Genomic DNA, 22,449 nt, shown 5'->3' with positions numbered 1-22,449 from the left:
AAATCTTCCATTTTTAAATTTTTTAACGAATTATATTTTTGAATAATCAAATTTCATTTCTATATTTGCTGTAACAAAATAAAACATGAAAACAATTTTTAACAACGCTTGGTGGTGGAACAATTTACGTCAGTCGTCGTGAACTAAGCTCCTATAGTATTATTAAAACTACATATATAAAAGGCTTGTCATCACGACAGGCCTTTTTTTTGTGCCCATTTTACCTTTACACACAACATAAAAAACATAGAAATTGAAATCATTTACCTTTAATACCAATTACAAACAAATTTTGGCTGATACAATAACTCCTGTGAGTGTGTATTTCAAAATTAGGGATAAATTTCCAAATAGTCTTCTGCTGGAAAGCAGCGATTATCATGGTAATGACAATAGTTTCTCCTACATTTGCTGCAATCCGATTGCTTCCATCAAAATAGAAAATGAAATCATTTATAAGACTTTTCCCGACGGAAGCGTTGAGAAAATAAATATTGACGCCAGTATCGATATACCTGACGTGATTCAAGAATTTTCAAGTCAGTTCAAATCGGAGAAAAACAATTTTAAATTCATCAACAATGGACTTTTTGGATATATTTCGTACGATGCTGTTCGGTATTTTGAAAAAGTGAATATTGCCAAAAAAGAAAACAGTAACACCATTCCGGATGTGTACTATGCTGTTTACCAAAATATAATTGCCATTAATCATTTCAAAAATGAAGCCTATATTTTCTGTCACAGTTTAGACGGAAGAAACAACATTTCTGAAATCGAACAATTATTACAATCTCGAAATATTGCTTCTTATAAATTTTCTAAAGAAGGAAAAGGATTTTCCAATCTAACTGACGAAGAATTCAAGCATAATGTGGTTTTGGCCAAAAAACATTGTTTTAGAGGTGATGTATTCCAATTGGTTTTATCCAGAAGATTTACACAAGGTTTCAAAGGCGATGAATTCAATGTTTACAGAGCGTTGAGAAGCATTAATCCTTCGCCATATTTATTCTTTTTTGATTACGGTGATTTTAAAATATTTGGTTCTTCACCCGAAGCCCAAATTATTGTAAAAGACCGTAAAGCTGAAATTCATCCTATTGCAGGAACTTTCAAACGTACGGGTGATGATGAAAAAGATGCTATTCTTGCCAAACAATTATCCGAGGACAAAAAAGAAAATAGTGAACATGTGATGTTAGTGGATTTAGCCAGAAATGATTTGAGTAGAAACGGCCACAATGTAAATGTAGAAAAATACAGAGAAGTACAGTTCTTTTCACACGTAATACACTTGGTTTCAAAAGTAACTGGACATTTACATGAAAAAGCTTCTACGATGCAGGTTGTAGCCGATACTTTTCCCGCAGGAACATTAAGCGGTGCGCCAAAACACCGGGCGATGCAACTGATTGAGGAGTATGAAAAAACAAATAGAAACTTTTATGGCGGTGCCATTGGTTTTATGGATTTTGAAGGTAATTTTAATCACGCGATTATGATTCGGACGTTCCTGAGCAAAAATCACCAGTTACATTCTCAAGCTGGAGCAGGAATTGTCGCTAATTCCGATGAAGAAAGTGAAATGCAGGAAGTATACAATAAATTGAGAGCGTTGAATGCGGCTTTGGATTTAGCGGAAACAATATAAATCCCCTCCCCGACCCTCCCCAAAGGGAAGGGAGCCAAATCTAAAAAATAAGCAACTTATGAAGTTGTAACTAAAAATAACAATTAAAAAACCTATTTACCCCAATAGGTGCTCCCCTCCTTCGGAGGGGTTGGGGGAGGAACATGAAAAAAATACTAGTCATAGACAATTACGATAGCTTCACTTATAATTTAGTGCATTATCTGGAAGATTTAGATTGTGAAGTAACCGTTTACAGAAATGATGAATTTGATATTGACGAAATTGCAGTTTTCGATAAAATTCTTCTTTCTCCGGGACCAGGAATTCCGGATGAAGCAGGATTATTGAAAGACGTGATTCGGAAATACGGACCAACCAAAAGTATTTTTGGTGTTTGTTTGGGTCAACAAGCAATTGGTGAAGTTTACGGCGGAACACTCTCCAACTTAGATAAGGTGTACCATGGTGTAGCAACAATGGTAAAAACTGTGGTTGATGACGAGCTTTTATTCGAAGGATTAGGAAATGAATTTGAAGTAGGACGCTATCATTCTTGGGTAGTTGACACCAATATACCTGATATATTGGAAGCAACTTCATTCGACGAAAATGGTCAAGTGATGTCGTTGCGTCACAAAATATACGATGTGCGCGGTGTACAATTTCATCCGGAAAGTGTGTTAACCCCAAATGGGAAAAAAATATTAGAGAATTGGGTGAAGCATTAGCCATTAAGTCAAATGTCATAATGTCGAAAGACTTTAAGACCTCGGACTTTCAACTTTAAGACATATTTAAAAAATGAAAAATATATTAAACAGATTAATCAATCACGAAATACTTTCAAAGGAGGAAGCAAAAAATGTATTGATTAATATCTCCAACGGAAATTATAACACCAGTCAGATTGCTTCTTTTCTAACAGTTTACATGATGCGAAGCATCAGTATTGATGAGCTTGCGGGATTTCGTGAAGCGCTGCTGGAATTGTGTATTCGTGTCGATTTATCCGCTTACAATACCATCGATTTGTGTGGAACTGGCGGTGATGGAAAAGATACTTTTAATATTTCAACCTTGGCTTCATTTGTAGCTGCTGGAGCGGGAATTAAAGTAGCCAAACACGGAAATTACGGAGTTTCCTCCATTTCAGGTTCCAGTAATGTGATGGAGAAACTTGGAATCAAATTCAGTAATGATACTGATTTCCTGGAAAAATGTATCGATAAAGCAGGAATTTGTATATTACACGCTCCGTTATTTCACCCCGCTATGAAAAATGTGGGACCAATACGCAAAGAATTGGCAGTAAAAACATTCTTCAATATGTTAGGACCAATGGTAAATCCATCGTTTCCGAAAAACCAATTGGTAGGAGTTTTCAATTTAGAACTGGCCAGAATGTATGCGTATTTGTACCAAAATACAGATACTAATTTCACCATCTTACATTCGCTTGACGGCTATGACGAAGTTTCGTTGACTGGCCCTACAAAAACAATCACCAGTACCATGGAAGGAATGCTAAACCCAGAAGATTTTGGTGTTCGTCTTTTGCTGCAAAGCGAAATAGAAGGCGGAACAACCATCGAGGAATCAGCTCAAATGTTTACTAATATCATTTCTGGAAAAGGAAATGAAGCGCAAAATAATGTGGTTTGTGCCAATGCGGCCATGGCCATTGCAACGGTTACAAAATGTTCTCCCTTAGAAGGATTTCAAATAGCAAAGGAAAGTTTATTATCCGGAAAAGGACTTGTAGCTTTGAAAAAATTGAAAGATTTAAGTAAATAAAATAGTTTAAAATTCAAGATTTAAAGTTGTTGGAATTTCTAATGGCTTTAGAAAACGTTAAATTAAAAAAAATGAACATCCTAGATAAAATCATAGTTGACAAAAAAAGAGAAGTCATTCTCAAGAAATCCATTATTCCCGTTTCGCAATTGGAAGCTTCTGTTTTCTTTGAAAAAAAGACTATTTCTTTGAGCGATAATTTAAAAAACAGCACATCAGGAATTATTGCTGAACACAAACGTCGTTCGCCATCCAAAGCAGAAATAAATTATAATTTTACAGTGGAAGAAGTGACAAAAGGCTATGAAAATGCTGGTGCTTGTGGAATTTCAGTACTGACGGATGGTAAGTATTTCGGTGGTTCGTTGGACGATTTACTTTTGGCAAGAGCCACAGTGAAAATTCCATTATTACGAAAAGAATTCATTGTTGATGAATACCAAATTTTGGAAGCTAAAGCACATGGAGCTGATTTAATTTTACTAATTGCTGCGGTTTTAACAAGGGACGAAATTAAATCTTTATCTGAATTTGCTATAAGTTTGGGATTGGAAGTTTTACTGGAAATTCACAATCAGGAAGAACTGGAAAAATCGATTATGCCCACATTGGATATGATTGGTGTAAACAACAGAAATCTAAAAACATTCGAAGTGAGTTTGGATTTCAGCAAGCAATTAGCAGATAAAATTCCAAATGACTTTGTAAAAGTTTCTGAAAGTGGGATTTCATCTATTGAAGCGATAAATGAATTAAAACCTTTTGGTTACAAAGGATTTTTAATTGGAGAAAACTTTATGAAAACGGATAATGCCGGTAAAGCAGCAACCGAATTTATTCAACAATTAACCCCCTAACCCCCAAAGGGGGAACTAGCAACCAATAAATATATTTAGTTATTATGCAAGCATCTTCAGTAAACATTTCCACAAAAACTAATCCAGTTTCGGCTCCCTTCCTTTCGGGGAGGGCTGGGATGGGGATTAAAATCTGCGGCATGAAATATCCCGATAATATAATCGAAATAGGGTCGCTCCTACCCGATTATATGGGATTTATATTCTGGGAGAAATCATCTCGATATTTTAATGGTGTAATTCCAAATTTACCAAAATCGATTAAAAAAGTAGGTGTTTTTGTCAATGCTACACAAGATGAAATTCTTGAAAAAATTGCAAAATATGATTTGCAAGCTATTCAACTGCATGGCGACGAATCGGTTGAATTTTGCCAAGAATTAAAAGAGAATGTGAAAAAAATTCAAATTGAAATTATAAAAGTTTTTTCGGTAGACGATTCTTTTGATTTTGAGGTATTGAAACCATTTGAATCCATTTGCGATTATTATCTTTTTGATACTAAAGGAAAATTACCCGGCGGAAACGGAACCACATTCGACTGGAAAGTATTAGAAAAGTATCCTTCAAGCAAACCGTTCTTCCTAAGTGGCGGAATCGGAATTAATGAAATGGAAGCGGTGAAAGAAATAGCAAAAACCAATTTACCCCTTTACGCGATTGATGTAAACAGTAAATTTGAAATAGAACCCGGATTAAAAAACATACAATTATGTAGAGAAATTGCAATGCAACGTCTCTAACCAAAAAAATAAAAAAATAAAATTATGTCATACAACGTCAACGAAAAAGGCTATTACGGAGAATTTGGAGGTGCGTTCATTCCTGAAATGTTATATCCCAATGTCGAAGAATTACGTCAAAATTATTTAAAAATCACAGCTGAACCAGAATTTCAAGCTGAATTTGACGCTTTGCTAAAAGATTATGCAGGTCGTCCTACGCCGCTTTATTTTGCAAAACGGCTCTCTGAACAATACAATACCAAAATCTATCTGAAAAGAGAAGATTTGTGTCACACAGGTGCGCATAAAATTAACAATACGATCGGACAAATTCTTTTGGCAAAACGTTTAGGCAAAACCAGAATCATTGCCGAAACAGGTGCTGGTCAACATGGCGTAGCTACAGCAACTGTCTGTGCGCTTATGGGATTAGAATGCATCGTTTATATGGGAGAAATCGATATTAAACGTCAGGCTCCAAATGTGGCTCGTATGAAAATGTTGGGTGCCGAAGTTCGTCCTGCGCTTTCCGGTTCAAAAACCTTAAAAGATGCCACAAACGAAGCTATTAGGGACTGGATTAACAATCCCGTTGACACCTATTACATTATCGGCTCTGTCGTGGGACCGCACCCTTATCCGGATATGGTGGCACGTTTTCAAAGTGTTATTTCGAAGGAAATTAAGGAACAATTACTGGAAAAAGAAGGACGTGAAAACCCGGATTATGTAATTGCTTGTGTAGGTGGCGGAAGCAACGCAGCCGGAACTTATTACCATTTTTTAGAAAATGAAGACGTGAATATTATTGCCGTCGAAGCCGCAGGCTTAGGTGTTGATTCTGGCGAAAGTGCCGCAACTTCAGCCTTAGGAAAAGTAGGGGTTATTCACGGAAGTAAAACACTGTTGATGCAAACTACTGATGGCCAAATCACCGAACCGTATTCCATTTCGGCAGGACTTGATTATCCTGGTGTTGGGCCAATGCACGCTAATTTATTCGTTACTGGAAGAGCACAATTCATCTCGATTACGGATGAACAAGCCATGCAATGGGGATTAAAATTATCTAAAATGGAAGGGCTTATTCCCGCCATCGAAAGTGCGCATGCTTTTGCCGTTCTCGACGAAATGAAATTCAAGCCAGAAGATATCGTAGTCATCAATCTTTCCGGTCGTGGCGACAAAGATTTGAATACCTACATCGATTATTTTAAATTATAAGTTGGGTTTACCCCGTATTTATTTCAGAGTTTATCCCGTATTAATTTCAGGGTTTATCCCGTATTTATTTCGGGACGTTACCTCGTTTTCACTAGCGTTTCAGCGAGGTCAGGCTTTCCGTTACAATCTTTTTTATCTCGTTAAAAAACGAGATAAAAAAGGATTTCCACTTTAATCCTTAACGCAAATCCTGCAATAAAAAATAACGTTCAATTCACATTTTTCAAAATAGAAACTATGGAAAAATTATTCGCTTACGGCAGTTTACAAAATGAGGACATACAAAAAGATCTTTTTGGACGTATTCTTGAGGGAACTCCTGAAACATTGATTGGTTACATCGTGAAAGAAATCCAAATTGAAGAAGAATTTGGAATAGTCCATTATCCCATTATTACGGAAACCCAAAAATCGGAGGATACCATCAACGGAATGGTCTACAATGTTTCGCCACAAGAACTTCGCCAAACAGATTTATATGAAGGATTGCATTACAGACGCGTTGAAGTACAGTTGCAATCCAACCAAAAAGCGTGGGCATACAGTGCCGCTATCTAAACTTTCAAATTAAAACTAGAAGGCAAAAAAAATTGAAAATAGAATAAAAAACACAACAATGAACAGAATAAATCAGAAATTACAAGAAACTAAAAAGATACTTTCCATCTACTTTTCGGCTGGATATCCTAACTTAAATGATACGGTACAAATCATTCAGGATTTAGAAAAAAGCGGTATCGATATGATTGAAATCGGGTTGCCGTTCAGCGATCCATTGGCCGATGGACCAACGATTCAGGCCAGTTCAACACAAGCATTGCATAACGGAATGACAACACAAGTTTTGTTTGAGCAACTAAAAGATATTCGCAAAACAGTTTCAATTCCTCTAATAATTATGGGATATTTCAACCCAATGTTGCAATTCGGAATAGAAAATTTCTGTCAGAAATGTGCGGAGATTGGCATCGATGGATTAATTATTCCTGATCTTCCCGTTGATGTATACGCCGATGAATACAAGTCCACTTTCGAAAAATATGGCTTGAAAAACATATTCTTGATTACGCCACAAACATCCGTAGAACGAATCCACTTTATTGACAGCGTATCTGATGGTTTCATCTATATGGTAAGTTCCGCGAGTGTTACGGGATCGCAATCTGGTTTTGGAAGCGCTCAAGAAGACTATTTCAAACGCATTGCCGACATGAATCTGAAAAATCCTCAAGTAATTGGTTTTGGTATCAACAACAAGGAAACCTTCAACCAAGCCACACAATTTGCCAAAGGTGCGATTATAGGAAGTGCCTTCATTCAGCACCTAACCGAAAACGGAACCGGAAAAATCGAAGAGTTCGTAAAAGCGATTCGATAAAAATTTCTTTACAGTATTATCAAACGGCGTTTAAAGTTAATTTAAACACCGTTTTTTATGTTAACAGTTTATAAAATACCGAAATAGTTTGTAAGCTTTTATTCATATATTAGCGAAAACAAAAAAGATGACGTTTGTCAGACAAAGCCACCTCAATTTGGGATGATTAGTCGGATTTTGTAATACATATTAAGTTAGCAAAAATTAAATAAATGATTGAAACAATAGAAATTACTGATATCCAGAGAGATAAAATACTTGAAATAGTTGAAAATCATTTTAATGATTTGAAGTCGAAAGAAATCGCACCTGCGAAGTTGACACGCACCCTTTCGGCTTTTGCAAATTCCGTTGGCGGAGACTTATATCTTGGAATACGAGAAGATGATCATAACGGAGTACAACATAGGCAATGGATAGGATTTACTGATGAAGAAGAAGCCAACGGACATATTCAGGTATTTGAAGATTTGTTTCCATTGGGAGATCAGTATTCATATAACTTTCTCTCAAATTCGAAGGAAAGTGGACTCATTCTGCACATAGCAGTCAAAAAGAATTTAGCAATTGTTAAAGCTTCTAATAGTGTAGTTTACAAAAGAAGATCCGCTCAAAATATTCCAGTAACAACAGAAGAGGCATTAAAAAGACTCGAACTTGACAAAGGAATTTCTTCTTTTGAAGTTAACACAGTAAACGTTCCACTTGATTTTGTTACTGACTCTTTCTCAATTTTCGAATTTATGGCGGAGGTAATTCCTACTGCTGAACCAGAGTCATGGTTACGCAAACAATTACTCATCCGAAATAACCTTCCAACAGTGGCATCTGTAATGCTTTATTCAGACACTCCGCAAGCAGCTCTTCCAAAGCAAAGTGGAATAAAAATTTATAGATATAAAACTAAAGCAGAAGAAGGAACTAGAGAAACACTCGATTTTGTTCCTATTTCAATTGAAGGTCCTGCATACACTCAAATATACGAAGCTGTCAAAGCCACTAAGGAAATCATCGAAAAAGGAAAAATTCTAAAAGAAACAGGATTGGAGGATTTGGAATATCCCGAAAAGGCACTCCATGAAATCATTACCAATGCCGTACTGCATAGGGATTATAGTATTGCCTCTGATATTCATATAAGAATATTTGACAATAGAGTTGAAGTTTTGAGCCCGGGGTCTTTGCCGGGTCATGTGACAGTTGCTAATATTCTCGAAGAGCAGTTTGCAAGAAACGGAAATATGGTTAGACTTATTAATAAATTCCCAAATCCTCCTAATCAAGATGTTGGAGAAGGTTTAAATACCGCTTTTAATGAGATTGCCTCATTAAGACTTAAACGACCAGAAATAATCGAATTAGATCATGGAGTACTGGTTATCATAAAACATGAAGCTCTTGCTTCGCCCGAAAAGATAATAATGGAATACTTAAGTAAAAATGAAGAAATTCATAATAGTACTGCTAGAGAATTAACAGGTGTAAAGTCGGCAGATATTATTAAAACTCATTTTTATAGATTAAGAGATAATGGACTGATTGAAATGAATCCTGCTCCTAATAAACGTGGGAAAAACTCGACGTGGATATTAAAAAAGTAGAACTCCAGCTCCGCAAAGTGTTCTTCTAATAAAATAAATTTCTCGTTAATGCTGCACAAATGTCTCTGACTTTGCGCAATTTCCTAAACTTGATAGAAAAACTTAAACGCCATAAAATCTCTGACTTTCATCAACTTAAATTTTAAAAACACAAACAAGTATTTAAAATCGTTATTTTTATATTAAAAATACGTCAAGACGAAAGAAGGTTATGTAGTTCGAGATCAGACTTTACCACATTATATAACGGCAACAGTTGTGGACTGGATAGATATTTTTACTAGGCAAACTTACAGAGACAGTGTAATAGAATCTTTGGATTACTGCATAAAAAACAAAGCAATGATCTTGTATGGCTATGTTATTATGAGCAATCAAATTCATTTAATTATTCAATCGGAGGACGGGAAATTATCAGATTTGATAAGAGATTTCAAAAAATTCACTGCGAAAAACATTTTGGATAAAATCCAAGCCGTACCGGAAAGCCGAAAAGAATGGATGCTGGAACGTTTCAAATTGGCAGCAGAAAAGCATACAAGAAACCAAAATTATCAATTTTGGCAATACGGAAATCATGCAGAAGAAATTTATACCGATAAATTCATGTGGTCAAAATTAGATTACATTCATCTGAATCCAGTAAGAGCTGGTTTAGTTGAAAAGGCTTCACACTATATTTATTCCAGCGCAAGCAATTACATAAATGATAATGGACTGCTACAAATAGAAAAAGCAGATAATCCTATAATTAACGTTTTAGATTCGAATGCTTTTGTGAAATACATTCGGCAATGAAATAGACACAAGTCTGGAGACTTATTAAGGTTTACAAGATTTAATATTATTTATAATTAGCTAAAAGTCAGAAACTTTTATGACGCTACCTAATTTAAACAGATATTGAAAATTGCGCAAAGTCAGAGACATTTGCGCAGCATACTCAACATATAATTTAGAAAACAAGATTAAAATAGCATTCAAAAGTCAGAGGCTTTTATGTCGCAAATAATTTAAAATAGATACTGAAAATTGCGCAAAGTCAGAGACATTTACGCAGCATAGACAATATATAATTTAGAATGCAAGATTAAAAATAGCATTCAAAAGTCAGAGACTTTTATGATGATACTAATTTAAACAGAGGCTGAAAATCACTCAAAGTCAGAGACATTTGCTCAGCATTCATGACAAACACTTCCACTCCACAAACTGTTCTTCTAAAAAATAAATACATTCTACAATTCGGATAATACAAAATTTAAAGTTTGTTTTGTACTTTTAAAAAATTTTCATTAACTGAAAAACTCAAATTACTATAATGAATTATCACTTTAGAAAAGCGGAACTGTCTGAAATAACTCCAATATGGGAAATTTTACAACAAGCTATACTGCGAAGAAAAGAAGACGGCAGTAAGCAATGGCAAGACGGCTATCCAAATCCAGATGTCGTGCAAAAAGATATTGAAAAAGGAGAAGGATTTGTTTTGGTTGAAGGAGAAATAATCATCGGTTATAGTGCGGTGCTAATCAATGATGAACCAGCCTATGAAAAAATTGAAGGAAACTGGCTAACGAATGGTGATTTTATAGTAGTGCACCGCGTAGCCATTTCCGAAAAGTATTTGGGTAAAGGCTTCGCTAAAATGATACTCAAAAACATCGAAGATTTTGCGGTAAGAAACAGCATTTACAGCATAAAAGCAGACACCAATTTTGACAACATCGCAATGATGAAAATTTTTGAAGGTTCGGGTTATACGTATTGTGGCGAGGTCTATTTCAGAGGAAGTTCCAGAAAAGCATATGAAAAAGTCTTAATTAAACAGGAGTAATTGTAATTGTAAAAATTTTAGAATAAAAAAACTGCAAATTCGCTAATAAAAATAGTAAGCAACTGTTTTTATTAGCGAATTTGCAGTTTTTTTTTAAAAACAAAATGTCCTAGACTACAGCTTCTTCTTCAGTAATCGCTTCAAATTCCATGTGATCCACTATTTCTACTGCAACTTCCGGTTTAGAACTTTTGAGCGCATTAAATCTTTCTAATTGTTCCAGTTCCCCTTCTTCACCGCTGAAATAAGGAAAAATATCCATAATTGGAGATTCCGAAATAGCAGGTATGGTGTAGTCTCCCATCGTACCTTTCATTACGCTAATGGTGTTATCATAAGCTTCTTTGACATCATTGGCTTGGACTAATAAATACATATTGGTCTTGCGTTCTTTGCCGCTTTCTTCGTCATAGGCTAATAATGAAACTTTAGATCGAAACCAACGATCTGCATTTTCGAAAGGATGAATTTCAGCATAATTGGCAACTTTTATATTCGTGATTTTAAATTCTTCACTGATATACGCCGACATCTCTTCATTGATTCTGCTTTCTGCCTCTGTGTAAGATAACGCATCTACCAAGTACGGTTCTGTCGTAATCTTTTGTGCCCCAGTTTCATCTGTTTTGCTATATTTTACTTTGCATTCGTACCAAATTGTGCTCATCTCTTTTTTTTTAAGGATGTCAAAGATAGATTTAAAAGGAAAAAAAAAATCATAATTCACAAAATAGATATTCACAATCTTAGATACAACTCAATGTCAATACAACTCTTATTTTAAAATACCATAAACGAAAAACACCTTGCTATTTGATTATTTCACTTCCAGCCTCAAAATCGGTTAGAAGATTTGCCACTGAAAAATTTTCAACCTATTGAAAATTCAATAAATTATCACTGCGCTGTGTACAGACATTTGTACTCTACTCTACTCATCTCATTAATTACACATAAATAACAACCTTCTCAAATTATGTATTGCAGCGGCTTTCTTCTTAGTTTTAAAATTAAGTCCAACTTTATAAAATTTTGAAGGCTTTTTGTATGCTCTTAAAGTTTTTTTTATTCGATTGTAAAATTCCGCACTTAATACAACATTTGGATTTCCTTAATGTCAAATTCTGAAATACTATCATCTTCCAGAAGAACTTCGAGTTTACCAATAGCAGAAACACCTTGAATTATTCCCATAAAATTATTGTCATTTTGATCCGAAAAAGCAATTGGTAATCCTTTTTTGTACAAATTATTTGTGTATTGATCCCATAAAATAATTGGATGTTGCTGCCATAACGTTATATTTTTTTTTATCGCAGTTCTAATTGAAAGAAGAAGCGCTTCTTTTTCGAATTCTTTGCCACAAATAACAGTCAAAGAGGACGCTTTTGGCAAATTTTCAAAATTAGTTTGATTCACATTGAGTCCTAAACCAACAATGGAAATGATAGTTCCGTCACTTTTGATACTGTTTTCTATCAAAATGCCACCTATTTTTTTATTATATGACATTATGTCGTTAGGCCATTTAATACTTAGACTGGGAATCATACTGGATTCTAAAACCTTAATTACAGCAAGTGAAACGGCTATATTCAGATCGAAAATCTGACAAATATCGGATAAAAAATCCTTGACCAAAATACTCATTATTAAGTTTTTACTTGGCTCAGAAGCCCAAACAGCACCCATTTGACCTTTACCTTTCGTTTGAGATTCAGCGGTAACAACCGTGAAGTTTTCAAGCTCTTGTTTGCTCGATAGCCCTTTAAGAAAATCATTAGTTGAATCTATGGCATCGAGTTTGATTACTTTCATATGTGTTTTTTTGTGAAACAGAATTTAATATTGTGTTAAGGTTCAAAAATAATCACAAAAAATGGTAACTTTACAAACTTATATAAAAATAATTCATGGCGAAAAAGACTATAAATAATGACGACCTGTTAGCGAACATCATTAAGGGAATAGAAGAAGTAAAAGGGAATGATATCACTATCCTTGATTTAAGAGAAATAGACACTGCAGTTTGCGACTATTTTATTATTTGCAACGGAAATTCAAATACGCAGGTTAACGCCATTGTAAACTCAATCCAAAAAACAGTATCTAAAGAATTAAAAGACAAGCCTTGGCATGTTGAAGGAACAGATAATGCAGAATGGGTTTTAATGGATTATGTGAATATTGTAGTGCACGTATTTCAAAAACATATTAGAGAATATTACAACATCGAAAGTTTATGGGGCGATGCTAAAATAACAACCATAGAAAACAAATACTAAAGACATATATCCGTAGTAATGGCTAAAGAAAATAATCCAAATCCGAATAAGTTTAAAGTAAGCCCTTGGCTGATTTACGCTGCAATATTATTAATTTTCTTATTTATAAGTTTTATAACGAATGGTTCAAGTCTGAATGAACCGGGGCAATTGACTTCATCTAAGTTTAACGACTATTTAGAAAAAGGACAAATTGAAAAAGTTATCGTTTACAACAAAACTGAAGCAGAAGTTTTTCTAAACGCCGCAGCTATGAAAGATGCTGCGCACAAGAAAGTTTCAAAAGATGTTTTTGACAGACCTAATAAAGGACCTCATTATACCTTTGACATCGGTAACGATCAAATTTTTCAAAACAAACTCGAAAAAGCAGTTGCGGAAGGTAAACTAAAGGATTTTAATTTCTTACCAAAAAACAACTGGTCGGATATTTTAATTAGCTTGTTACCTATTATAATCATTATCGCTGTTTGGATTTTTATCATGAGAAAAATGTCTGGCGGTGGTGCTGGCGGTGGTGGACAAATTTTTAATATTGGAAAATCAAAAGCTAAACTTTTTGATGAAAAAACAGATATCAAAACTACTTTTAAAGATGTTGCTGGTTTGGAAGGCGCAAAAGAAGAAATACAAGAAATTGTAGAATTCCTTAAAAACCCTGAAAAATATACTAATCTGGGTGGTAAAATCCCAAAAGGAGCTTTACTGGTAGGTCCTCCAGGAACGGGTAAAACATTATTAGCAAAAGCTGTAGCAGGCGAAGCTCAAGTTCCATTTTTCTCTTTATCAGGATCTGATTTTGTGGAAATGTTTGTTGGTGTTGGAGCTTCACGTGTGCGTGATTTATTTAAACAAGCCAAAGAAAAATCTCCTGCAATTATTTTTATTGACGAGATTGATGCCGTTGGTAGAGCAAGAGGAAAAAGCAATATGTCAGGCGGAAATGACGAACGTGAAAACACGCTGAATCAATTATTGACAGAAATGGATGGTTTTGGAACTAATTCTAACGTGATTGTTCTGGCTGCAACAAATAGAGCTGATGTATTGGACAAAGCGTTAATGCGTGCAGGTCGTTTTGACCGACAAATTTTTGTAGACTTACCAGATATTCGCGAAAGAGCAGAAATTTTTAAAGTGCATCTTGCTCCTCTGAAAAAAATTGAAGGACTGGATACTGATTTTTTAGCCAAACAAACTCCCGGTTTTTCTGGTGCTGACATTGCAAATGTGTGTAACGAAGCTGCCTTGATAGCTGCCAGAAACAACAAAACTGCTGTAGATAAACAAGATTTTCTTGATGCTGTAGACAGAATTGTTGGTGGTCTTGAAAAGAAAAACAAGATTGTTACACCTGATGAAAAGAAAGCGATTGCAATACATGAAGCAGGTCACGCAACCGTAAGTTGGATGCTGGAACATGCTGCACCATTAATCAAAGTAACGATTGTTCCAAGAGGTCAAAGCCTAGGTGCTGCTTGGTACCTACCGGAAGAACGTTTAATTGTTCGTCCAGATCAAATGCTAGACGAAATGTGTGCCACAATGGGTGGAAGAGCTGCTGAGAAAGTAACTTTCAACAGAATTTCGACTGGTGCGTTGAGTGATTTAGAAAAAGTAACCAAACAAGCTCGTGCAATGGTAACTATTTACGGATTGAATGAAAAAATTGGTAATGTTACCTATTATGATTCGACAGGACAAAGCGAATACAATTTTTCTAAACCATATTCAGAGGAAACAGCCAGAGTTATTGACGAAGAAATTTCGTTACTTATTGAAAGCCAATACCAAAGAGCCATTCAAATATTAGAAGAGAATAAAGACAAACTGAATCAACTGGCAAATATTTTAATTGAAAAAGAAGTGATCTTCAAGGATGATTTAGAAGCTATTTTTGGAAAACGAACTTTTGACAAAAATTTGGAAGAAGTAGTATCTTAGAAAAATACATTATTATTTAATTATTTTTAAAATCTTAATTCAAAAACTACTTTTGAATTAAGATTTTTTTATCTTTGGTGGTCTTCAAATAACAAATTATAGCAGTTTACAGAAATATGAGTCTTTTTAGAAAAATTTTTGGTTCTATTAATCCGCCTTCGGAGGAGGGTAAAGAAAGTGAATTTAGTAAATCTCATGGTGAAAACGCAACTTCAATAGATGAACAATTTATCTTTAATTTTAAAAAAAATGGAGGTAAATTTCTGTATTGTGAAAATACAGATGAAGTAAAAGAACAGTTTGAAAATATATTAGAAGAAAACGACTGGTTTGAGAGTGAAGCTTTATGTTATGACCCTACTCTTTTTACTATGCTCGATGACAATAAACTTGTGTATGACAGACCTTCTAATCCAAAATTTCTTCTTGCTAGTTGTGAAAATTTGATTGCAGATGAAGGTTCTATCTTATTTTCATCTAAACAAATCAAACAACATAAACCAAACGAATTACCAGCGAACATTATTGTTTTATCTAAAACAAGCCAAATCCTAGGCGCCAAAAGTGACGGATTAAGTGCCATAAAAAAGAAATACGAAAGAGATTATCCTACCAACATTACTACAATAAAATATTTCGAGAAAGCCAAAGAAGAAGACTTCACACAATACGGAAGTTCAGCCAAAAATCTTTATTTACTGCTTTTAGAAGATCTTTAAAATGAATGAAACTCTAAAACGAGCTATATCTGGAGCTGTTTATATTATATTATTACTTGCTTCTATTTTATATTCAACGGAAAGCTTTTTTATCCTTTTTGGTATATTTCTTATTATTGCAGTTTATGAATTTTGTAATTTGGTTCAAATACATAAAGTTTTTCCAATTGTTTTTGCGATCACTTTGTACGCTGTAATAACTTTAGTCAGCCATTACAATACAATTACTACGGACACTTTAAATCAAATTCTCGATACTGATTTAGAAATTTTAATTAACATACAACAGCTCGATATTATTTTATTGGTAATCGCTTTAGTAGTCTCCATAAAATGCATCCTTTTTTTATTTTATGATAACATTCAAATAATAAGTACTTCATCAAAATACTTGTATTTGTTAGGCTACATCATTCTACCTTTTGTATTTATCACAAAAATTTCTTTTGGTGTAAATGATTATAATCCTAAAATCATAATTGGGTTATTTATCTTAATCTGGACTAACGATACTTTTGCGTACATTGTAGGTAAATCTGTAGGCCGAACCAAATTATTTGAGAAAATATCGCCTAAAAAAACGATTGAAGGGTTTTTAGGCGGAATACTTTTTGCCGTTTTAGCGGGATATTTAATATCTAAATATTACATTGAAGCCAATCCTGAATTTAGTGAAAAATCAATACTCATCTGGACTTCCATAGCTTTAATTGTTGGAATTGCAGGCACGATAGGCGACTTAATTGAATCCAAATTTAAGCGTATTGCGGGCGTAAAAGATAGCGGAAGTATAATGCCTGGTCATGGAGGCATTTTAGATCGTTTAGATAGTGTTATATTTGTAGCACCAATTATATTTTTATTTTATCAAATTTTAAACTATGTTTCATAAAGAAGGAACCCAATCTATTTTATTAGGCACCATTTTCACAGCTGTTGTCCTTTTATTGTCTGACAATTTAATAGACACCAACTGGCTTAAAATGGCCATTCAAATAGCAGCGTTGCTGCTTTTGATCATCATCTTACAATTTTTCAGAAATCCGAAAAGAACTGTTGTAATCAATGAAAATCACATTCTGGCTCCCGTTGATGGAAAAGTTGTGGTTATTGAAGAAGTCTATGAAAGCGAATATTTTAAGGATAAGCGCTTGCAAATATCTATCTTCATGTCGCCAATCAACGTACATGTGACGCGTTATGGACTGAGTGGAATCGTAAAATTCAGTAAATACCATCCTGGGAAATTCTTGGTGGCTTGGCATCCAAAAGCAAGTGAAGAAAACGAAAGAACAACAATCGTAATCGAAAACAAAACTTTTGGTGAAGTGTTGTACCGTCAAATTGCCGGTGCTTTAGCAAGGAGGATTGTAAATTACGCCGAAGAAGGAATGCAGGTAATTCAAGGAACTGATGCTGGATTTATAAAATTTGGTTCAAGAGTTGATATTTTTTTACCTCTGGGTACACCAATAAATGTTGTATTGAATCAAAAAGCAATTGGAGGGAAAACAATAATTGCGACCAAAGCGGAATGATTGAAAAAGATCTAGATACCCGATTTTTAAAAGCGGTTGAAATAGCCTCTGAGATGACGCAAGCTTCTTTACCTCAAGATGTGCAATTGCGACTTTATGCTTTTTACAAACAATCAACTTTGGGAACTTTAGATCTAAAACAAAATTCTTATTACCATTTAAGAGATGCCTTTAAAACTAATGCGTGGATGCAAATAAGCCATCTGACCGCAGACGAGGCCAAACAACAATACATCGAAATAATTGATTCTTTATTAAAAAAATAGTCAACTCATGAAAAAATTATATTTTTTAAGTCCCTTTTTATTTCTCTTCACGATTTTACAATCCTGCAACGATAAAAAATTAATAGAAGTAGTCGAAGTACCATTACCATCCACAACAGAACAACAACCTATTTTGGGATCACCTGATGATGTAAAAGCTGACGAAGGATCATTTCAACTGGATAAGTTACCGTATGCCTACGATGCATTGGCACCAAGTATATCATCTACCACTTTAGAAATGCATTATTCCAAGCATTATCTGACTTATACAAACAATTTGAACAAAGCCGTATTAGGAACACCATTAGAAAATCTGACAATAGAGGAAGTCTTGGCACAATTAGATCCTAATGATGCTGCTCTACGTAATAATGCTGGCGGTTTTTACAATCATTCCCTGTACTGGAAATGTATGGCTCCAAAAGCTGGAGGCGAACCAACAAATGCATTGGCTGAAGCAATAACCAGAGATTTCGGTTCCTTTGAAAACTTTACTTCATTATTTAAAGACGAGGCAACAAAACAATTTGGTTCCGGTTGGGCTTGGCTTATAGTAGACAAAACTGGAAAACTTCAGGTAACTAATACATCAAATCAAGACAATCCTTTAATGCGAAATGCACTTGTTCCCGGAACACCAATATTAGGTTTAGATCTTTGGGAACACGCTTATTACTTAGATTACCAATACAGAAGGAAAAATTATATCGATGGTTTTTTTAATGTAATCAACTGGAAAAAAGTTCAGGAGAATTACGATGCCACTATAAAGAAATAGCTTTCGGTCAATTCATAAAAAAATGCTGATATAAATTTATATCAGCATTTTTTTTATCCCTTTGTCAGTACAAAAAAAATATTTTTTATAATTGATAAATAAATGATTCCGAAGGTGCAATTGTAATTTGTGCTTTTCCTTCACCATTCACGACCTGTAACGGGACAGAACTTTTATTGAATAACTGGTCTGTTAATGTATAATTTCCGTCTTTTAAATTCCATTTTTTAATGATATCTGAAGAAATTTTTAATTCAAAATTGCTGGCGGTTAGCCAAGAAAAATTGGTGACAACTATTAGTTTTTGAGTATCAGACCAGCGTGTGAATGCATAAATTCCCGAATCATATCCTCGTGTTGTTTGGCGATTCACCGTTTGAATTTCTTGAAATTTCCCCATTAAAGCGGAACTATTCAAAGAAAAATTCAGCAATTTTTTATAAAAATCACGCAACTCTTTTTCATCTTGTGTTAATTTACCGCCATCAAATTTTCCTCCGTTCATCCAGCGTTGGTGATTCGGAACTCCAATATAGTCAAAGATTGACGTTCTGGAATGAGTTCCAAATCCTGCATTTTCATTTCCGGCTTCTCCTACTTCCTGTCCAAAATAAACCATCGTAGGCGAAGTGCTTATGGTTGTAGAAACCACCATCAAAGGCTTTCCTTTTTGTGGGGTTCCCGCAAATTCCGGACTGGCTAAACGTTGTTCATCATGATTGTCCAAAAAATGCAACATGTGATGTTCAATATCTGCCATTCCATTTTGAATGTCTGATAATCCATCCGGTAGCGCTCTTCCTTGAATGATATCTTTCAATTTATCATAGGTTTCCACTTTGTCATACAAATAATCCATTTTACCCAAATGAATGTAATTTCTGTATTCTTTAGGATTGTAGACTTCGGCTAATAAAAAAGCATCCGGATTATTTACTTTAATGGCTGAATTCATGTAACTCCAAAATTCATACGGTACCATTTCGGCCATGTCAAATCTAAAACCATCCACTCCTTTTGCAGTCCAATATAATGCAATGTCTTTAAATTTGTCCCAGGAATCCGGAACATCTTTTCCCTTCCAAAAATCAAAATGTTCCTGATAGGATTTGTTGTCAAAACCAGCGGGAAGTTCCGTAAAATCTTTGGAACCATCCGGACGAATACCATAATTTATTTTTACGGTTTCATACCAATCGTTACGGTCTGGTTTTGCCATTCGGGAACCATTACCAGTCCATTTTGCTGGACTCTCTTCAAATTTACCATCTACTAACGGATTCTTTTCTCCATTTAATGGTTTGTCTGTATCAGGAATTTCAAATCGTGTATTTGGAACATAATAAAAGTTATTGTCTCTTTTGTATTCAACAGTTGTGTCATCATTAGCTCCAAAATCGCTAACCCCAACCGGATTGCTTTTTCCCTCGTACTTTCGGGCAATGTGATTGGGAACAATATCAATAATTACCTTTAATCCTGCTTCGTGTGTTCGCGCAATCAAAGCTTCAAATTCTTGTAACCGATTAGCAGGGTTTATGGCTAAATCTGGATTTACATTGTAATAATCTTTTACGGCATAGGGAGAACCGGCGCGTCCTTTGACCACTTCAGGATCATCATTGGAAATACCAATAGCTGAATAATCCCGTATCAAAGCATGATGTGGAACACCGGTGTACCAAATATAAGTCACTCCCAAATCCTTTATTTCTTTTAAGGCAGTATTTGTAAAATCATTAAACTTCCCTACTCCATTTTCCTCAATGGTTCCCCAAGGCTTGTTGTTGGTGTTTTTATTCCCAAATAATCGGGTAAAAACCTGATATACAACTTCTTTTTTATTAGAGACTGACTCTTTCTGTTCTGTATTCATTTTTAAATCTTTCGTTTTACAGGCTGTTGCCAAAAGTACTGCGCTTATTCCCGCAACAATAGTTATTTTTTTCATACTATTAATTATTAGTGCCGATTTCAATTGTTTTTGTAAACAAATGAATATCAATTTTTAAATTTAATATTTTTTAAATAAAAGAAGTCGATATCGTTTGAAATTAAATAATTCTCTACTCGTCAGAATAAACTACAACGAAGGAGTTACAGCATTTGTTGATAACTTTTAGCAGCAAAAACGATAGCTTCAACTACCGTTTTGACTAATTATAAATAAATCTTAATATGGATAAGGATCGTTTCCTTTTTCATAAATTTGACAAAAATTAAATTCATTGAAGAAATCGCTATTTTTCCTTCGTTATTGTTTGATACTGCTTGTCACTAATTTGACTTTGGCGCAAGCCCCAAAAAAAATTATTGTAGAAAACTCCGATTTTGCCGATGTAAATCAGGTTGAAATACCGGATGCATTGTTGCTTATCGGCAATGTACGTGTCAATCACGATGGCGTAGTAATGACATGTAATAAAGCGTATTATTTCCAAAAGGAAAATTACATCAAGGCTTTTGGAAATGTACAAATGGTGCAAGGTGATACTTTATTCCTCAACAGTAAATATGCGGAATACAACGGGAATGTAAAAAAAGCGTATGCTTCCGGAGATGCCGTAATGAGTTCTCCAGATGCGACTTTGGTAACAGAGATTATTAATTTTGACCGAAACACACAAGAAGTATTTTACGATACGCCAGGAACAATTACCAATAAAGACAATACGTTAAAGAGCAATTCAGGAAGATATTATGTTACGCAAAAAAAATTCCAATTCCTGACTGCGGTTACCATCACAAATCCAACATATGTAATTAAATCAAATCACTTGGATTATTTTAGTAATTCCGGGCATTCGTACCTTTTTGGACCTTCCACAATCACCAGTAAAGCCAACTATATTTACACCGAAAAAGGATTTTATGATACCAAAAAAAACCTAGCACATTTCCTGAATAAATCGTACATCAAATACGATGATCGGATAATAAAAGGCGACAGTTTGTATTATGACCGAAACCGTGAATTTGCGTCGGCAACACGAAATGTAAAAATAACGGATTCCATCAATCGCGGAATTGTAAAAGGTCATTATGCTGAAGTGTATAAAAAACTGGATTCGATGTACGTGACCAAAAGAGCTGTTGCCGTGAATTTTGTCGAAAATGACTCAGTATACATCCACGGAAAAAAATTAATGGTTACCGGAAAAGAGGGAAATCGGATCATCCGAGCTTTTAATAATGTCCGATTTTTCAAAACAGATATGAGTGGTAAATGTGATTCCATTCATTCCAGTTCCAAAACAGCATTGACAAAAATGATTGGAAATCCGATACTTTGGAACGGTGAAAGCCAAATTACAGGTGATGTTATGCATCTCATTGGCAATAACACTACTCAGAAATTAGATTCACTGAAAGTACTCGGAAACACGTTTATAGTCTCGAAAGATACCGTAGGAACCGGTTACAATCAAGTCAAGGGACAAAATCTCTACGGCAAATTTGAGGAAGGAAAACTCCACGATGTAGATATTGTGAAAAATGCCGAAGTTATTTATTATATGCGGAACGAAGCGCAAGAACTCATTGGTATCAATAAAAATAAAAGTAGTAAAATCAATCTTATTTTAGAAAAAAATGAAATTGAAACCATTACCTTTTTTGAGCAAGTGGATGGTGATATTTTCCCGGAAAAAGACTTGCCTGAAAACGCACGAAAATTACGTGGATTAGCCTGGCGTGGCGATGAACGAATAAAATCCAAGGACGATATTTTTCCTCCCGAGGAAAATGAAGACAATGATAAAATCGCAAAAGCAACTAAATCAGCTGAAGCAAAAGAGGATGTTCCTATGAAAATCCGAAAAGAAACGTTAAATTATGATAAGAAGAAGGGGAAGGTAAAGTAAT

Annotated in this window: 22 protein-coding genes; 19 read left to right on the top strand and 3 right to left on the bottom strand. The window is 34.6% G+C overall.

Going from position 1 to position 22,449, the window contains the following annotated elements:
- Positions 1–253 precede the first annotated feature (253 nt).
- The 11 genes from ACP7AQ_RS05495 to ACP7AQ_RS05445 all read left to right on the top strand — a co-directional run bounded on the left by ACP7AQ_RS05495 (position 254) and on the right by ACP7AQ_RS05445 (position 11,052).
- Positions 254–1,654 carry an anthranilate synthase component I family protein gene (locus ACP7AQ_RS05495; protein WP_426094699.1) on the top strand — a complete coding sequence of 467 codons (1,401 nt, stop codon included), beginning with the start codon at positions 254–256 and terminating at the stop codon, positions 1,652–1,654.
- A 143-nt stretch (positions 1,655–1,797) separates the two neighbouring features.
- Positions 1,798–2,364, top strand: coding sequence for an anthranilate synthase component II (locus ACP7AQ_RS05490; protein ID WP_426094698.1), 567 nt, complete (start codon positions 1,798–1,800; stop codon positions 2,362–2,364).
- A gap of 73 nt (positions 2,365–2,437) precedes the next feature.
- Positions 2,438–3,430, top strand: coding sequence for an anthranilate phosphoribosyltransferase (trpD, locus tag ACP7AQ_RS05485; RefSeq protein WP_426094697.1), 993 nt, complete (start codon positions 2,438–2,440; stop codon positions 3,428–3,430).
- Positions 3,431–3,501: 71 nt separating this feature from the next.
- Entirely contained in the window at positions 3,502–4,287 is a 786-nt protein-coding gene (gene trpC, locus ACP7AQ_RS05480; protein WP_426094696.1) for an indole-3-glycerol phosphate synthase TrpC, read from the top strand.
- Positions 4,288–4,406: 119 nt separating this feature from the next.
- Positions 4,407–5,030, top strand: a complete 624-nt coding sequence (locus tag ACP7AQ_RS05475) for a phosphoribosylanthranilate isomerase (protein ID WP_426094854.1) — start codon at positions 4,407–4,409, stop codon at positions 5,028–5,030.
- 24 nt (positions 5,031–5,054) lie between these two features.
- Positions 5,055–6,236 carry a tryptophan synthase subunit beta gene (gene trpB, locus ACP7AQ_RS05470; RefSeq protein ID WP_426091399.1) on the top strand — a complete coding sequence of 394 codons (1,182 nt, stop codon included), beginning with the start codon at positions 5,055–5,057 and terminating at the stop codon, positions 6,234–6,236.
- Positions 6,237–6,473: 237 nt separating this feature from the next.
- A complete protein-coding gene (locus tag ACP7AQ_RS05465) occupies positions 6,474–6,794 on the top strand; it encodes a gamma-glutamylcyclotransferase family protein (RefSeq protein WP_426063915.1) in 321 nt (106 codons plus the stop codon).
- Between the two features lie 58 nt (positions 6,795–6,852).
- Positions 6,853–7,614, top strand: a complete 762-nt coding sequence (trpA, locus tag ACP7AQ_RS05460) for a tryptophan synthase subunit alpha (RefSeq protein WP_426094695.1) — start codon at positions 6,853–6,855, stop codon at positions 7,612–7,614.
- A gap of 212 nt (positions 7,615–7,826) precedes the next feature.
- Positions 7,827–9,215: an ATP-binding protein gene (locus ACP7AQ_RS05455; RefSeq protein WP_426094694.1), complete on the top strand. Its 1,389-nt coding sequence runs from the start codon at positions 7,827–7,829 to the stop codon at positions 9,213–9,215.
- Positions 9,216–9,458: 243 nt separating this feature from the next.
- On the top strand, positions 9,459–10,013 hold the full coding sequence (locus ACP7AQ_RS05450; RefSeq protein ID WP_426094853.1) for an REP-associated tyrosine transposase: 555 nt from the start codon (positions 9,459–9,461) through the stop codon (positions 10,011–10,013).
- Between the two features lie 523 nt (positions 10,014–10,536).
- Positions 10,537–11,052 (top strand): GNAT family N-acetyltransferase, encoded by a 516-nt coding sequence (locus ACP7AQ_RS05445; protein ID WP_426094693.1) that lies wholly within the window; start codon positions 10,537–10,539, stop codon positions 11,050–11,052.
- 109 nt (positions 11,053–11,161) lie between these two features.
- Here the strand turns inward: ACP7AQ_RS05445 and ACP7AQ_RS05440 are convergent, their stop codons facing one another.
- Both ACP7AQ_RS05440 and ACP7AQ_RS05435 read right to left on the bottom strand, forming a co-directional pair.
- The gene (locus ACP7AQ_RS05440) at positions 11,162–11,719 is read right to left on the bottom strand and encodes a DUF4494 domain-containing protein (protein WP_426094692.1); all 558 of its coding nucleotides are present in this window, start codon (positions 11,717–11,719) and stop codon (positions 11,162–11,164) included.
- A gap of 422 nt (positions 11,720–12,141) precedes the next feature.
- A complete protein-coding gene (locus tag ACP7AQ_RS05435; protein WP_426094691.1) occupies positions 12,142–12,870 on the bottom strand; it encodes a biotin--[acetyl-CoA-carboxylase] ligase in 729 nt (242 codons plus the stop codon).
- A gap of 95 nt (positions 12,871–12,965) precedes the next feature.
- On the opposite strand from ACP7AQ_RS05435, the gene rsfS reads away from it, so the two are divergent.
- The 7 genes from rsfS (at position 12,966) to ACP7AQ_RS05400 (ending at position 18,585) form a co-directional block, all read left to right on the top strand.
- Positions 12,966–13,337 carry a ribosome silencing factor gene (gene rsfS / locus ACP7AQ_RS05430; protein ID WP_091209004.1) on the top strand — a complete coding sequence of 124 codons (372 nt, stop codon included), beginning with the start codon at positions 12,966–12,968 and terminating at the stop codon, positions 13,335–13,337.
- Between the two features lie 18 nt (positions 13,338–13,355).
- Positions 13,356–15,281 (top strand): ATP-dependent zinc metalloprotease FtsH, encoded by a 1,926-nt coding sequence (gene ftsH, locus ACP7AQ_RS05425; protein ID WP_426094690.1) that lies wholly within the window; start codon positions 13,356–13,358, stop codon positions 15,279–15,281.
- A gap of 116 nt (positions 15,282–15,397) precedes the next feature.
- Complete coding sequence (locus ACP7AQ_RS05420; protein WP_426063906.1) at positions 15,398–16,000, top strand: LUD domain-containing protein; 603 nt, start codon at positions 15,398–15,400, stop codon at positions 15,998–16,000.
- A gap of 1 nt (position 16,001) precedes the next feature.
- Entirely contained in the window at positions 16,002–16,892 is an 891-nt protein-coding gene (locus ACP7AQ_RS05415) for a phosphatidate cytidylyltransferase (RefSeq protein ID WP_426094689.1), read from the top strand.
- Positions 16,882–17,538 (top strand): phosphatidylserine decarboxylase family protein, encoded by a 657-nt coding sequence (locus ACP7AQ_RS05410; RefSeq protein WP_426063904.1) that lies wholly within the window; start codon positions 16,882–16,884, stop codon positions 17,536–17,538. Before ACP7AQ_RS05415 ends, ACP7AQ_RS05410 begins: the two co-directional genes overlap by 11 nt.
- Entirely contained in the window at positions 17,535–17,804 is a 270-nt protein-coding gene (locus tag ACP7AQ_RS05405; RefSeq protein ID WP_426063903.1) for an acyl-CoA-binding protein, read from the top strand. The genes ACP7AQ_RS05410 and ACP7AQ_RS05405 overlap by 4 nt, the downstream gene beginning before the upstream one ends.
- A 7-nt stretch (positions 17,805–17,811) precedes the next feature.
- Positions 17,812–18,585, top strand: a complete 774-nt coding sequence (locus ACP7AQ_RS05400) for a superoxide dismutase (RefSeq protein WP_426094688.1) — start codon at positions 17,812–17,814, stop codon at positions 18,583–18,585.
- An 85-nt stretch (positions 18,586–18,670) separates the two neighbouring features.
- On the opposite strand, the gene ACP7AQ_RS05395 is transcribed toward ACP7AQ_RS05400, so the two are convergent.
- Entirely contained in the window at positions 18,671–20,536 is a 1,866-nt protein-coding gene (locus tag ACP7AQ_RS05395) for an alpha-amylase family protein (RefSeq protein ID WP_426094687.1), read from the bottom strand.
- A 277-nt stretch (positions 20,537–20,813) separates the two neighbouring features.
- Between ACP7AQ_RS05395 and ACP7AQ_RS05390 the strand changes: the two genes are divergently transcribed.
- Positions 20,814–22,448, top strand: a complete 1,635-nt coding sequence (locus ACP7AQ_RS05390; RefSeq protein WP_426094686.1) for an OstA-like protein — start codon at positions 20,814–20,816, stop codon at positions 22,446–22,448.
- Position 22,449: the final 1 nt, after the last annotated feature.

The organism is Flavobacterium sp. DSR2-3-3, assembly GCF_049896585.1.
In the GTDB taxonomy this organism is placed as follows: domain Bacteria; phylum Bacteroidota; class Bacteroidia; order Flavobacteriales; family Flavobacteriaceae; genus Flavobacterium.
This window is presented reverse-complemented; position numbering and strand designations above follow the sequence as displayed.

What these genes read in the sequence shown, in the direction of transcription:
- ACP7AQ_RS05490 (WP_426094698.1), top strand. Translation starts at nt 1,798, where the DNA reads ATGAAAAAAATACTAGTCATAGACAATTACGATAGCTTCACTTATAAT.
- trpD (WP_426094697.1), top strand. Translation starts at nt 2,438, where the DNA reads ATGAAAAATATATTAAACAGATTAATCAATCACGAAATACTTTCAAAG.
- trpC (WP_426094696.1), top strand. Translation starts at nt 3,502, where the DNA reads ATGAACATCCTAGATAAAATCATAGTTGACAAAAAAAGAGAAGTCATT.
- ACP7AQ_RS05475 (WP_426094854.1), top strand. Translation starts at nt 4,407, where the DNA reads ATGGGGATTAAAATCTGCGGCATGAAATATCCCGATAATATAATCGAA.
- trpB (WP_426091399.1), top strand. Translation starts at nt 5,055, where the DNA reads ATGTCATACAACGTCAACGAAAAAGGCTATTACGGAGAATTTGGAGGT.
- ACP7AQ_RS05465 (WP_426063915.1), top strand. Translation starts at nt 6,474, where the DNA reads ATGGAAAAATTATTCGCTTACGGCAGTTTACAAAATGAGGACATACAA.
- trpA (WP_426094695.1), top strand. Translation starts at nt 6,853, where the DNA reads ATGAACAGAATAAATCAGAAATTACAAGAAACTAAAAAGATACTTTCC.
- ACP7AQ_RS05455 (WP_426094694.1), top strand. Translation starts at nt 7,827, where the DNA reads ATGATTGAAACAATAGAAATTACTGATATCCAGAGAGATAAAATACTT.
- ACP7AQ_RS05445 (WP_426094693.1), top strand. Translation starts at nt 10,537, where the DNA reads ATGAATTATCACTTTAGAAAAGCGGAACTGTCTGAAATAACTCCAATA.
- ACP7AQ_RS05440 (WP_426094692.1), bottom strand. Translation starts at nt 11,719, where the DNA reads ATGAGCACAATTTGGTACGAATGCAAAGTAAAATATAGCAAAACAGAT.
- ACP7AQ_RS05435 (WP_426094691.1), bottom strand. Translation starts at nt 12,870, where the DNA reads ATGAAAGTAATCAAACTCGATGCCATAGATTCAACTAATGATTTTCTT.
- rsfS (WP_091209004.1), top strand. Translation starts at nt 12,966, where the DNA reads ATGGCGAAAAAGACTATAAATAATGACGACCTGTTAGCGAACATCATT.
- ftsH (WP_426094690.1), top strand. Translation starts at nt 13,356, where the DNA reads ATGGCTAAAGAAAATAATCCAAATCCGAATAAGTTTAAAGTAAGCCCT.
- ACP7AQ_RS05420 (WP_426063906.1), top strand. Translation starts at nt 15,398, where the DNA reads ATGAGTCTTTTTAGAAAAATTTTTGGTTCTATTAATCCGCCTTCGGAG.
- ACP7AQ_RS05415 (WP_426094689.1), top strand. Translation starts at nt 16,002, where the DNA reads ATGAATGAAACTCTAAAACGAGCTATATCTGGAGCTGTTTATATTATA.
- ACP7AQ_RS05410 (WP_426063904.1), top strand. Translation starts at nt 16,882, where the DNA reads ATGTTTCATAAAGAAGGAACCCAATCTATTTTATTAGGCACCATTTTC.
- ACP7AQ_RS05405 (WP_426063903.1), top strand. Translation starts at nt 17,535, where the DNA reads ATGATTGAAAAAGATCTAGATACCCGATTTTTAAAAGCGGTTGAAATA.
- ACP7AQ_RS05400 (WP_426094688.1), top strand. Translation starts at nt 17,812, where the DNA reads ATGAAAAAATTATATTTTTTAAGTCCCTTTTTATTTCTCTTCACGATT.
- ACP7AQ_RS05395 (WP_426094687.1), bottom strand. Translation starts at nt 20,536, where the DNA reads ATGAAAAAAATAACTATTGTTGCGGGAATAAGCGCAGTACTTTTGGCA.